The organism is Sphingobium sp. B11D3D, from assembly GCF_025961755.1.
GTDB lineage: Bacteria > Pseudomonadota > Alphaproteobacteria > Sphingomonadales > Sphingomonadaceae > Sphingobium.
The window spans coordinates 2,102,466-2,115,133 of record NZ_JAOQOG010000001.1 but is presented as its reverse complement, the minus strand read 5'-3'; the positions used below and the strand labels follow the sequence as shown (position 1 = coordinate 2,115,133).

The 12,668-nt window shown below is 63.3% G+C and carries 12 protein-coding genes; 6 read left to right on the top strand and 6 right to left on the bottom strand.

Going from position 1 to position 12,668, the window contains the following annotated elements; all coding sequences use genetic code 11:
- The first annotated feature begins 20 nt into the window (after positions 1 to 20).
- The 4 genes from M2334_RS09945 (at position 21) to M2334_RS09930 (ending at position 3,681) form a co-directional block, all read left to right on the top strand.
- Positions 21 to 854: a flagellin gene (locus tag M2334_RS09945; protein WP_181559412.1), complete on the top strand. Its 834-nt coding sequence runs from the start codon at positions 21 to 23 to the stop codon at positions 852 to 854.
- A gap of 214 nt (positions 855 to 1,068) precedes the next feature.
- On the top strand, positions 1,069 to 1,932 hold the full coding sequence (gene motA, locus M2334_RS09940) for a flagellar motor stator protein MotA (protein WP_181559413.1): 864 nt from the start codon (positions 1,069 to 1,071) through the stop codon (positions 1,930 to 1,932).
- A 10-nt stretch (positions 1,933 to 1,942) separates the two neighbouring features.
- Positions 1,943 to 3,091, top strand: coding sequence for a flagellar motor protein MotB (locus M2334_RS09935; protein ID WP_264594656.1), 1,149 nt, complete (start codon positions 1,943 to 1,945; stop codon positions 3,089 to 3,091).
- 140 nt (positions 3,092 to 3,231) lie between these two features.
- Entirely contained in the window at positions 3,232 to 3,681 is a 450-nt protein-coding gene (locus M2334_RS09930; RefSeq protein ID WP_264594655.1) for a hypothetical protein, read from the top strand.
- Positions 3,682 to 4,128: 447 nt separating this feature from the next.
- On the opposite strand, the gene M2334_RS09925 is transcribed toward M2334_RS09930, so the two are convergent.
- The 5 genes from M2334_RS09925 to M2334_RS09905 all read right to left on the bottom strand — a co-directional run bounded on the left by M2334_RS09925 (position 4,129) and on the right by M2334_RS09905 (position 9,270).
- A complete protein-coding gene (locus M2334_RS09925) occupies positions 4,129 to 5,502 on the bottom strand; it encodes an ATP-binding protein (RefSeq protein WP_264594654.1) in 1,374 nt (457 codons plus the stop codon).
- Positions 5,499 to 6,218, bottom strand: coding sequence for a response regulator (locus M2334_RS09920; RefSeq protein WP_264570088.1), 720 nt, complete (start codon positions 6,216 to 6,218; stop codon positions 5,499 to 5,501). Before M2334_RS09920 ends, M2334_RS09925 begins: the two co-directional genes overlap by 4 nt.
- Before the next feature lie 158 nt (positions 6,219 to 6,376).
- The gene (locus M2334_RS09915; protein WP_264594653.1) at positions 6,377 to 6,976 is read right to left on the bottom strand and encodes an EF-hand domain-containing protein; all 600 of its coding nucleotides are present in this window, start codon (positions 6,974 to 6,976) and stop codon (positions 6,377 to 6,379) included.
- A gap of 135 nt (positions 6,977 to 7,111) precedes the next feature.
- The gene (locus tag M2334_RS09910) at positions 7,112 to 8,893 is read right to left on the bottom strand and encodes a diguanylate cyclase (protein ID WP_264605325.1); all 1,782 of its coding nucleotides are present in this window, start codon (positions 8,891 to 8,893) and stop codon (positions 7,112 to 7,114) included.
- 77 nt (positions 8,894 to 8,970) lie between these two features.
- On the bottom strand, positions 8,971 to 9,270 hold the full coding sequence (locus M2334_RS09905; protein ID WP_264570091.1) for a chorismate mutase: 300 nt from the start codon (positions 9,268 to 9,270) through the stop codon (positions 8,971 to 8,973).
- 177 nt (positions 9,271 to 9,447) lie between these two features.
- Between M2334_RS09905 and M2334_RS09900 the strand changes: the two genes are divergently transcribed.
- Positions 9,448 to 10,461: a polyprenyl synthetase family protein gene (locus M2334_RS09900; protein WP_264570092.1), complete on the top strand. Its 1,014-nt coding sequence runs from the start codon at positions 9,448 to 9,450 to the stop codon at positions 10,459 to 10,461.
- A 513-nt stretch (positions 10,462 to 10,974) separates the two neighbouring features.
- The gene (locus M2334_RS09895; RefSeq protein WP_181559422.1) at positions 10,975 to 11,565 is read left to right on the top strand and encodes an FxDxF family PEP-CTERM protein; all 591 of its coding nucleotides are present in this window, start codon (positions 10,975 to 10,977) and stop codon (positions 11,563 to 11,565) included.
- Between the two features lie 101 nt (positions 11,566 to 11,666).
- On the opposite strand, the gene M2334_RS09890 is transcribed toward M2334_RS09895, so the two are convergent.
- On the bottom strand, positions 11,667 to 12,452 hold the full coding sequence (locus M2334_RS09890; RefSeq protein ID WP_264605324.1) for an N-acyl amino acid synthase FeeM domain-containing protein: 786 nt from the start codon (positions 12,450 to 12,452) through the stop codon (positions 11,667 to 11,669).
- Positions 12,453 to 12,668: the final 216 nt, after the last annotated feature.

Here is a 12,668-nt window from a genome sequence, read left to right as displayed (position 1 = left end):
CGCAATAAGGGCAATCCATCATGGTTTTCATCACCACGCAGTCCATCACTGCCGAGATTACCCGCCAGCAGCGGCTCGCTGCGGATATTGCGGGGGAACAGACCAAGATTTCGACGACCAAGAAGATCAACCAGCCTTCGGACAATCCGCATGACTGGGTGCAGATCTCGCAGGTGGGGCGGCGCCAGTCGATAAACGCGGCGTGGAAGGGCAATCTGACCTTCGCCGAATCCCGCGCGACGCAGGCCAGCACCAATCTCAATGAGGTCAACAATCTCATGACGCGCGTGACCGAGCTGATCGTTACGTCCACTTCGACTGCCGACGGATCGACCGGGCGCGAGGCGGTGGCCAAGGAACTGGAAGGCATTCGCGCCACGATCAACGATCTCCTCAATCAGACCGATTATCAGGGCACGCCGGTCTTCGATCATCCCAGCGCCGTGCTGATTCCTCTGGGCGCAGGGCTGAACGTGGAAGCCGTGCCGACCCGCGCGAGCATCATGGAGAATGCGGTGGGCAGCCGGTCGATCGATCAGGTGATCTCCGACATCATCAATGTGGTGCGCACCGGCACAGAGGCAGACCGCTCCGCTGCCCTGCAGGATGCCCGCACCGCGCTCGACCATGTCATTGTCGCCCAGTCCGTACAGGGCGTTCGCTCGCAGCGGCTGGAAGACATTGGTGGCCGGCTCACCAATTCCGATCTGGCGCTGACTGAGCGTCGCTCGGCGCTGGAAGATACGGACATCACCGAGACCAGCGTGAAGCTGCAAAGCAAATTGCTGACGCTGGAAGCCGCTCAACTGGCGTTTGCGCGGATCAATCAGAAGTCGCTATTCGATCTTTTCTGATCCTGTTCGAAGAGAGGCAAATCTGGCGGTCCGCAGGCTTTTGGCTGCGGGTCGTTTTTCTTGTTCGCGCCGGCAGAAATTTCGAAAAATCGTAATCGTCATCTTTCGCTAACCCTGTCGCTAAACCCTGTTTCAGCAGAGCCGTTCTAGGAAGGGATGAAGGGACCAAAAGCAGCTGTGCGCGGTCCCGTTTTATGAACATGCGGGGATCAGAATGTTCGCTGGTATCGGTCTTGTCGTTCTGCTGGTCATGGTCTTCGGGGGCTTCATGCTCACCGGCGGCGCCATTGGTCCGGTGCTTCATGCGCTTCCGCACGAAATGCTCATCATCGGCGGCGCCGCGGCAGGCGCGCTGATCATCGGCAACAGCGGCGCGGATTTGAAGGCGCTGGCCGGCGGCGTGATGACCGTCTTCAAAGGCCCCAAGTTCAAGAAGCAGGATTATCTCGACTGCATCTTTCTCGTCAGCAAGCTGATGAAGACGCTGCGGGTCGAAGGCCCGGTCGCGCTCGAACCGCATATCGAAGACCCCAAATCCTCTGCGATCTTCGCCGAATATCCCCGGCTGATGGCGGACAGCGCGCTCATCCACCTCATCTGCGATACGCTGCGGCTGGTGGTCGTCTCATCCGGCACGCTCGATCCGCATGCGGTCGAGGACGTCATGGATAATGCGCTCAAGACCCACCACCATGAGGCAGTTCGTCCTGCCGACAATCTCCAGGGCCTGGCGGACGCGCTGCCGGCCCTCGGCATCGTCGCCGCCGTGCTCGGCGTGGTCAAGACCATGGGCTCGATCGACAAGCCGCCGGAAATTCTGGGCGGCATGATCGGCTCGGCGCTCGTCGGTACCTTCCTCGGCGTGTTGCTGGCCTATGGTATGGTCGGGCCGTTCGCCAGCCGCGCCAAGCAGGTGATCGAGGCGGATGGCGCCATGTATCATGTCGTCAAGCAGATCATCATCGCCTCGCTCCACGGCCACCCGCAGCCGCTGGTCATCGAGGCCGCGCGCTCCAACCTCATCCACGCGAACCAGCCGGCCTTTGCCGAAGTGTTCGACGGCATGCGCGGGCGTTGAGGGCTAAGCCATGGCATCGGCCGCAAAGAAACCGGTGAACGAGCCTGAACCCAGGCCAATCATCGTCAAGAAGATCATCGATGGCGGCCATGGCGGCCATCATGGCGGCGCCTGGAAGGTGGCCTATGCCGACTTCGTGACGGCGATGATGGCCTTCTTCCTGCTCATGTGGCTGCTCGGCGCGACAACCGAAAAGCAGCGCAAGGGGCTGGCCGACTATTTCACGCCTACACTCGTCCAGATGAAGATGGATAGCGCCGGCTCCAGTGGCCTGTTCGGTGGCGACAGCCTCGTCAGCAAGGAAAATTATCCGACGACGGGCGGGCAGGGCAATCTCGCCATCACCATCCCGCGCGATGCCACGGGCACCAAGGATGTCGGCGGCGAGGATCTCAAGAACCAGGATCGCCAGAAGTTCGAGAAGCTCAAGCAGGAGCTGGAGCAGAAGCTCGAGCGCACCGAAGCGCTCCGCAAGCTCCGCAAGCATGTGCGCTTTACCGAGACGCTGGAGGGCCTGCGCATCGATCTGGTGGATGAAGCCGATTTCGCGATGTTCGCCATCGGCACGGACAGGCTCGTGCCGGAAGCCCGCGCGTTGCTCTCGCAGGTTGCCGAGGCGGTGTCCGAAGTGCCGAACGATGTGATCGTGCGCGGTCACACCGATGCACTGCCATATGCCGCAGGGCGCAACATGAATAACTGGCTGCTCTCGTCATCCCGTGCCGAAGCCACTCGCGCCGTGCTCGCACAGGGCGGCATCGGAGCGGATCGCTTCGCGCGCATCGAAGGCGTGGCGGATCGCGAGCCCTTCGTCGCTGACAACCGCTACGATCCGCGCAACCGGCGCATGTCGGTGATCCTGGCGTGGAGCAAGGACTCTCCCGCCGGGGGGGCGGTCGCCAATGCCGCAGACGCGCAGCCCGCGGCGCCGGCTCCCAAAGGCCCCGAGCAGGCCAAGATCGACCGCCGCATCCTCGTGCGCGACCAGCGTGTCGCCATGGCGGAATCCGAAGTGCGCAAGCTGGACCTCGGCCGAACCGCGCTCCCCCAGGGCGCGACGGTGATCAATGCAGACTCGATTCCCAAGCGCAGCTCCAACACCCCTCCGGGCAAGACCGATCTTACAGCCCGCACGACGGGACTGATGGACCAGCATTGATGCGGTGATGGGCCTGCCATGCGAGGCGACATGGTGCATCTAGGAGAGGAAAGGGCCACTATTGGGACCGTGGCGAAAAAAGCGGACTGACCGGATATGATGTCATTGCGGACATTCGCTTTATATCCTTTATTCGGGCGATGGAGACACTTCCCGAACCGCCGCCCTCACACGAGCAGATCATAATTCAGAAGCTCGTGGCGTGCGGTCTTTCCCCGCACGGCCTCGAGGTATCATACGAGGACGATCTACAGTCCTATGAGATCATCATCAGGGCTTCGGCGAATGTCGCGCCGGAAATGTTCGCGTGCATACGCGAGGCTTCGGCAGGCGAGATCGTGACGTTCGATGACCTAGAGCAGATCAACAGCTATCATGCTTTTGTGGAAGAAGCGTTAGCCCCCGAAATGGTGGCAAGCGCAGAAGCCGAGCTTTCCAAGCTTGGCTTGCTTGACGGGTTCCCCCGCCGTCCAGACTTCGCGAACGATGCTCTCTTCGTAGAAGCATTGGAAACGCACTGCGGTTTTCAGAAGGGAGAAGCAATCCGTCCATTTGGCGATGCGTTTGCCATTCACTGCCGCCCGAGATAGCAGGCGATTTCCAAGCTTTTATTGATCGTTCCTCTCGCCTACTTGCCGCTATCAAGTTGGCGAGCGCAAGGGGGGAAGGAAAGTTTGGCTTCGTTGGGAACGGCCCCGCGCCTTCATCTGAATGACAAAGGGCGACGTGCGCATCCCACGCCAAACTTGTCGAGGGCCTGTCGTCGGTTCGTCAAAAGCGAGCCTAACAGATGTATTGAATTTTGTTTATTATAACAGTGGGTTGACCGGGCGATGACATTTCAGGCGGTCTCTCCGTTCGATTTGATTAGCTGCTGAGCCTTTTGAAGCAGTGGCCAGTGCGATGATTCGATAGGCTCTTGCAGCGCACCTCAGACACTGGTCGGCACCAACGGCAAAATCGGGGGCAGTTGATCACCGAGGCTTAGCGACGTTCGCCCATTTTAGGCATTCCGTCCCACCGACGCGACTCCATCCTCACGCCAGCGGAAAGCTCAACTCCGCGACCAGCCCGCCCTCAGGCCGATTGCGCAGTTCCAGTCGGCCCGATTCCGCCGACGCGACCGCGCGAACGATGGCCAGGCCAAGGCCGGTACCGCCGGTGTCGCGGCTGCGTGAGGCTTCCATGCGGGTGAAGGGTTGCAGCATGTCCTCGATGCGGTCCTCCGGGATGCCGGGGCCTTCGTCGGTGACGCAGAGCGTGGCGCGTTGGCCTTCGATCCGCAGCGAGACGTGCGCGCGTGCGCCATATTTGACGGCATTCTCGATCAGGTTGGTGAGCGCTCGCCGCACGGCGCGGGGATGGACGTTGACGATGGCGCGCGGCATGTCGCTTCGCTCTACCGGCACGCCCATATCCTCGAAATCGTCGATGGTCGCATCGGCCAGCGCGGCCAGGTCCATGCGCTGCGGTGGTTCGCGGTCCCGGCCGACACGCGCCAGCGAGAGGATGTCGTCGAGCATCTTCTGCATGTCTTCGATGGTCGCGACCATGCGCTCGCGATCCGCCCCCTCGGCGACCGATTCCACCCGCACCCGCAGCGCCGTGAGGGGTGTGCGCAGATCATGGCCGATGGCGCCGAGCATATGGTCCTTCTCCTCCAGCATGGAGCGGATACGGTCCTGCATGGCGTTGAAGGACGCCGCGAGGCGCCGCAAATCCTCCGGCCCGGTTTCGATGACCGGGGCGGCGCCCTCCGGTGTGCCGACCCGGGCGGTGGCCTGGGTGAGCGCGTGAAGCGGGCGAGCAAGGCGTCGGGTGAACCAGACGAGCGGCATCAGCACGATGCCATAGAGGAACAGCGACTGCATCACGATCTGACGCAGGATCGGCTGGGCGACCGGCGCTGCGCGTGTGTAGACGGTGATCCAGCGGTCGGGCCGGAGTTGCACGCTCAATTGCACCTGCAGCCGTGGTGCGCGCCGGTTGGGCGGCTGGAGCAGATCGCGCGCGCGCTCGCGCCCATCCGCGCCGGGCCGGGCTTCCGCAATGGCGACCCGGACCGCGAGCGGCACCAGCCCGGCCGAGCGAAACAGCTCGTTGGCACGCACGGCCACACGCGGCGAGTCGGCACCCTCACGGCGCGGCGGTGCATCGGTGACGACGATGCCGCGGGCAGCCCGTGCGCGATGCCAGGGGGATGGCGCGTCCCGTTGATCGAGCGCCTCAAGGATGCGGATGACGCCCGGGGCGGCGGCAATCGTCACCCACTGATTGCGCTGCATCATGTAATAGAAGCTGAACCCGATGAGCTGCACGGCAAACAGGGAGGCCGCGACGACGAGGATTGTCTGCCCCGCCAGCGTTCTGGGCCGCAGCCAGCCGGTAAAGGTGCGCAGGCTGAGGGTCATTCGCGCGCCACATCGGCGGCGAACATGTAACCGCCGCCCCACACGGTCTTGATGAGCGTTGGCGAGCGGGCGTCATCTTCCAGCTTGCGGCGCAGGCGGCTGATCTGGTTGTCGATGGAACGGTCGAAGGCGTGGGCTTCCCGGCCTTGCGTGAGATCGAGCAACTGATCGCGGCTGAGCACCTGGCGCGGATGCGTGACGAAGGCATGGAGCAGCCGGTAATCGGCCGTGCTGAGCGGGATCGCGACTTCGTCTGGGCCGGTCAGCGTCCAGTCGTCAGCGCTGAGCGTCCAGCCCTCGAAGCGGTAGAGGGATGCGCTTGCCTGCGGTTCGCGGGCGGTGCCGTTGCCGGTGCGGCGCAGGATCGTCTTGATCCGCGCCACAAGCTCGCGTGGAGAGAAGGGCTTGAGCACATAATCGTCCGCGCCCATTTCCAGCCCGACGATGCGGTCGGTCTCTTCAGTGCGGGCGGTGAGCAGGATCACCGGCAGCTCGCCCTGTTCGCGGATCGAGCGGCAAAGGCTGAGGCCATCCTCACCCGGCATCATGATATCCAGCACCACCAGTTCGATGGCGCTGCCGGCGAGGATCTTGCGCGCGTCGGCCGCATTCCCGGCATCGGAGACGCGAAAGCCGGCCCGCTGGAGATATTGCCCCAGCGGCTCGCGAATGGCCGCTTCATCGTCGACGAGGAGGAGATGGGGCCGTGCGGACATCAAAGCGCTTTCGCAAAATCGGTGGGATGCAATTCTCTGCCCTGCTTGGGTCTTGAGGTCCATCCCTCAGCCGCCTGAAAGGGGCAGGCGACCGAGGGCAGTAGGGATGGCCGACCCGGCGGCATGGGAGTTGTCTCCGCCGGATCGGCCAAGTGGGCTCAGCGCACCGGGGGCGTTTGCGCAGGCCGTTGATCGGTATTGCGGCGCTCCATCATGGCTTTCCGGCCGGCCTGCCGTTCCTCGGGCGAAATCTTGCCGTCGCGGTTGGTGTCCATTCGGTCGAAGCCGGCAAGGCCTGCCTGGATGAAGGTGGCGCGGGGGATCGGCTTGTCACGATAGGCAGCGAGCTCGCGTCCCATCATCATCATGCCGCCACCCATGCCGGGGCCGCCATGGCCACGCCGTTTGCCTTCATGGCCGCGTCGCTGATGGCCGCCGGCCATCGCGCCGGCTTCCGCAAATTCGGCTTTCGAGATTGAGCCGTCCTTATTGGCATCGAGGCGGGCGAACATCGCATCGCGCATCTTGTCGCGATTCTGCGCCTGATGGGCCTTACGCTCCTCAACCGAGAGCACGCCGTCCCGATTCGTGTCGGCGGCATCGAACATGGTCGCGAGGCGCTTTTCAAGAGACGCGCGATCCATCGGGGGACGGGCTTCGCCGCGCTGGGGCGGCTGCGGTGCCGATTGAGCGATTGCCATGGTCCCGATGGACAGCAGGCCGACGCTGGAGAGCGCGATTGCGGTGAGACGTTTCATAGACTTGAATTCCTGGTCTGCCGGCGCCGGGGGGTAGCGCCATGACCATGATATAGCGGGGACTTGTCGCGAGACTTTGTCGCGGGCAGGCGCAAATGTCACAAAATGTCGCCAATCCGCGACCGACCTTGCGGATCAGGCAGCGACCACCCGATTGCGACCGCCGCGCTTCGCCTGGTAGAGCGCGATGTCCGCCTCATGGATGAAATCCTCGGCGCTTTGTCCCTGCCGGTAGCGCACGACGCCGCAACTGATCGCAGCCCGCAGGCTGTTGCCCGAGGGCAGGGCAATGGGCTCGCTGCTGACCGCAGACACGATCCGGCCGCAGATTTCCTGCACACGATCCCAATTCGAGGTGGCGAGGAGCACCACGAACTCGTCGCCGCCCATGCGCCCGACCGCATCGCTCGCCCGGACCTGGCTCGAGATGCGACATGCGATTTCCCGCAGCACGGTGTCGCCCATCTGGTGCCCGCTATTGTCGTTGATCAGCTTGAACCGGTCGATGTCGATCACGGCTAGGCTGAGGGTGCCTGGTGTCGCCTTCACCAGCGCCTGCTCCAGCCGCTGATGAAAGCCGGCCCGGTTGAGCAGACCGGTCAGGCTGTCCGTCGTGGCGGTGCGGGAGAGCCACAGTTCCTGCTTCTTGCGCTGCGTGATGTCCTGCACAGTGGCGATCGTCCCGATGCACCGGCCGCGCTCATCGAAATGGGCGCGGAATGTCGCCTCCATCCAGGCGTCACGCAGCTTGAGGGTGCGAAACTCGGCAATCTGGCTGGTGCTCACATCCTCAAGCGCCGCGCTATGCGCGCGGGTCAGATCATATTGGCCTTCCTCCGAAATGTCGGAGAGCCCTGCGCCGACGAGCGCGTCGAACGGGCGGTCGAGCAGCAGCTCGCGCGTGCCCACGACCCGTGTGCAGACGCCTTCGAGGTTGAAGGCCAGCAGCAGCACCGGAGAGGCTGAGGCGAGCAGGTTCAGCGACTGTTCGTTCTGGCGCATTCGCTCGATCGTCGCCTGGCGGCTGGCGAGCATGGCCGAGATCGGCACCTGCACCACGATGAGCAGGGCGATGAACATCTGGATGCCGTAGAGGTGATGGGCCGCATGATGGCTGTGCATCACGGGCGGCCCATAGCCACCCATCATCGCTCCGCCGCCGATGACGGTGACGATGGCGAGGGCGATCTTCGTCGCCATCCACCCGCTGCGCAGTAGAACGAGCAGCATGGGCGGAACGACGAGCAGCAGATGCGATGATTCCGTCGAGAAGAAGGCGACCCCCGCCGCGCCGGCGGTGAGAGCGAGCAGCGCCGCGACTTCCAGCCTGCGTTGCCGGGTCTGGCTGGCGAGGCTGCGCTTCATCTCGCCGTTGAACATGGCAAGGAAGACCGGCGTGAAGATCAACAGGCCCAGAGCATCCGCCAGGAACCAGCGCGCATAGGCTTCGCTGAGCGGATGGGCATTGTTGGCCCAGGCGCCGAGCCCGCCGAGAAAAGCGCCGCAAGCCGGGCCGACCAGCCCGGCCCAGATCAGGACATGAGGGAGAGCCTCCGGGTCCGAAAAGGCGTGGGCGCCATTCCTGTGCAGCTTGAGCCCGGCCACCGCGACGGCGATTTCCAGCCCATTGGCGAACCCGTAGACCAAAGCCGTCTGGAGATTATTGCCAGCCGGCAGGCCAGACAGCACATTGGCGACCATGCCCGCAATGATGAGGACAGGGGCCTGCCGCGCGGGCCGGGTGAGCACGAGCGCCAGCAGGAAGGCGTTGGCGATCCAGACGGGCGCGACCATGCCGTTCGTGGACTTGAGCGAGATTGTCGCGTAGGAAATCACGAAATAGCCCAGGCCCGCCAGCACCGGCAGACCGGCATGGCGGATGAAGGCGTAAAGGATTTGGCGCTGGCTTTGCCCCATGGCCCATCATGGCCCGGCGCAGGTTGTTACCTGGTTAACGCAGCGGGAACAATCTGGCGACGTTAACCTCGGGCGCCTCAGGCGCCAGCGGCATCAGCCTCGTCGGCGCGCATCTGCTCGTGATGCCGGATGACTTCATCAATGATGAACCGCAGGAACTTCTCGGTGAAATCCGGGTCGAGATTGGCGTCGACTGCCAATGTGCGCAGGCGGGCGATCTGCCGGGCTTCGCGGTCCGGGTCAGCGGGGGGCAGGGCGGACTGAGCCTTGTGCTCACCGACCGCCTTGGTGATCTTGAAGCGCTCTGCCAGCATGAAGACCAGCGCCGCGTCGATATTGTCGATGCTTTCGCGGTAGCGCCTGAGCGTTTCGTCCATTCCGGGTCGTCTCCCTGAGCCTCTGGGGCATTGTTCCTGTGGCCTGATCTCGCTGGGGCGAACCAGGCTGATGAGGGGCCGGGCAGCGCCCGCAACGGCGCATCACTTGCCGCTCCGGGCGCACAAGGCAAGCCAATTTGCTTGCCAAAGCGCGGTCATCTGGTCAGAGCACCGCGCATGAGCGCCACGATCCACCACCTGCCCCGCCAGGGCGCGCCATCCCTCCAGCCGATGCTGAGCCTCGTTGCGGAGGATATGAACCGCGTCAACGAAGTCATCCTCGCCCGAATGCAGTCGCGCATTCCGCTGATCCCGGAGCTGGCCGGGCACCTCATCGCCGGCGGTGGCAAGCGGCTGCGGCCCATGCTCACGCTCGCCTGCGCCCGGCTGCTCGATTATGCCGGCACGCGGCACCACAAGCTGGCGGCGACGGTGGAGTTCATCCACACCGCCACGCTGCTGCACGATGATGTGGTGGACGGCAGCGCCATGCGCCGCGGCAAGCAGACCGCCAACATGATATGGGGCAACAATGCCTCGGTTCTGGTCGGTGATTTCCTGTTCAGCCGGTCCTTCGAGTTGATGGTCGAGGATGGCAGCCTCAAGGTTCTCAAGATCCTTTCTAACGCATCTGCGGTGATCGCCGAGGGGGAGGTCAATCAGCTGACCGCCCAGCGTCGTGTGGAGACCGACGAGGACCAGTATCTCGACATCATCGGTGCCAAGACCGCGGCCCTGTTCGCTGCGGCCTGCCGCATCGCCGCCGTGGTTGCGGAGCGCCCCGAGGCGGAGGAACTCGCGCTGGATGCCTATGGTCGCAATCTCGGCATTGCCTTCCAGCTCGTCGACGATGCGATCGACTATGTCTCGGACGGCGCGACGATGGGCAAGGATACCGGCGATGACTTCCGCGATGGCAAGATCACGCTGCCGGTAATCCTGGCTTATGCGCGCGGCGGCGAGGCGGATCGCAAATTCTGGAAAGAGGCGATGTCCGGCCTCCATGGCGATAATGCCGATCTCGCCCATGCCCAGCATTTGCTGCGCGAAACCGGCGCGATTGACGACACTATGGCGCGGGCGCGCCATTATGGCCAGCGCGCCATCGACGCCATCGGCATGTACGGCAAGGGTGCCGCCAAGTCTGCGCTGGTCGAAGCCGTCGAATTCGCCATCGCGCGGGCTTACTGATCCGGCTTTTCAGCGGGCGCCAGCGCCTTCCACGTTGCACCGACAACCATAGCGAGATGACGCGCCGCGCTGCCCGATTGGGCGGGGCGGCCGCCTCGCCTAGCCGGTCTCGAATCGGGGCTTGTCGGTGCGGCAGGCCGCCACTTCCCCTATTCTCGCCAGTCCCTTCCCGTCCATTTTCGGGACACGGGGTATATCGGCCACGACCCAAATAATTTTGCACTGCACGGGAACGATGCTGCGTTGCGATGAAGCGACCGCACTGCCCGCCATAGCGTGGTAAATCTGCGGTTAACGGTTGGGAACTTTGGGAACCCGGCAAATTGGTTGGCCGGATTAAGTATCTGAAATACAGCAATAAAATATGAGGAATCCGTTGATAATCCGTTAACCGACCAGTATTTCTCTGCTCGAGCGGTCGCCTCATTATCTACTCGGAATGTTCGCCTTTCAGGCGGTGTGGGAGAAGCATGATGAGCCAGCTCAAAAACCGAACAAACAAAGGAGCTATCCATGAGGAAACTGGTATCTTTGGCCGCGCTGGCCACTGCGGCAGCATTTGCGCCGGGTGCGGCCAACGCCGCTACCTGCGTCGCCATGAACTGCACGTTCACGCCTGGCGATGACGAGTTCACCACGTCTGGCGACACCATCCCCCCCATCACCGAAGCCGTTTCGGCCACCATCGGCCGCACCGACATCGGTTCGGGCATCTTCACCGACATTTACCGCTTCATCGTTGACGTTGATGGCGTCGGCAGCGGCGGCATCATCACGACGCTGTCGGGCCTGTCGACCAACATCGACCTGCTGACTGTCACGATCAACGGCAAGGACGTCCCGATCTTCGGTCAGGGCACCGACGTTGAATCCGCTGGCATTTCGGGCTTCCCGATCATGGCCGGCATGCTGAACGAGCTGGTAATCAGCGGCACGTCCGCGGGTCTTGGCTCCTATGGCGGCAACCTGACCTTCACGCCGTCGCCGGTGAGCGCGCCGGTTCCGGAGCCGGCCACCTGGGCCCTGATGCTGCTCGGCTTCGGCAGCCTTGGCTACACGATGCGCCGCGCACGTCGCACCAGCGCACGGGTCCAGTTCGCCTGATCATCCTGGCCGTCTCCCACGGGACGGCCTCGATAAAGAATGGGGATCAACGGGTGCAGCCGTTGATCCCCATTTTTGTGCGATGAGACAAACGATCCTGTTCAGGCGGCGCTGCGCCAGAACGTGCCGCTCATGCCATTGCGGCTGCGCGGTTCTGCGCAACCCGCATCCCTGTCCCACAAGCGCGCGACGCGCCGTGCGATGTCCTGCTCCTCATCGCGCGAGAAGAAATAGGGGTAGAGCGAGCGGCCGATCTTGTCGGCGCGGCCGGCAAAGCGATTGATCTGGTCGGCGACATCGCAGACCTTGAGGCGCATGAGCTGTACCGGCGTATCCTTGGGCCACCAGGAGACGGACTCATCCATCTTCGGCGGGCCAAGCCGATCGAAACCGAGCATGGCCTCATAATAGCGCACATGGCGTGGATGCACCTCGATCACCAGATCCGTGCAATCGAAGCGCTGCATACCGTAAATGAAGATGACATGAAAAAGCCCCGCGAGGACGGAGGGGGACTTGGTTATCGGGTCGACCGCGAACTTGGTGAGTTCGCACAGGCGGGCACCGGGCGCCTCGCGCAAGGCATCCAGTTCCATGCGGAACGTCTGATCGGTCGAAAGGCCGGCTGGTGAGTCCACCGTCAAGGTGAGCGTGGCGATTACGGCATCTTCCAGCGCTGCCGTGAAGACGGCTTGGTGATCGCCATTGTCGGGGAGCAGATGCGCCATTCCATAACCGCGCGATCCATACATGCGGTTCAGGAGATCATGCGCCTGCTCGCGCAGGTCGGGCCGATCAGCCAGCCGGACATCGATGGTGCGCAGCCGCTGGCCACAGGCAGACGGGATACGGCGCACGGACAGCAGCCCGCCGTGCGGTTCCGCCAAAGAGGCGGACACAACATGATCATGCACTTGGACGACCCCCAAAAGGCCCAACCGGGCCAGACGAGCTTTCTATTTTTACGAAGCCTTGCGCCTCAGCGAGACCATGGATGGGTTCGAACGGTTAACAGAGCAATACCTCTTCGCGGCAAAGAGGCGGAGCGTTCGGGCGTTGCGGCAAAAGGTAGGTAGTTCCATGACTTAAGTGAACAAGTGCAC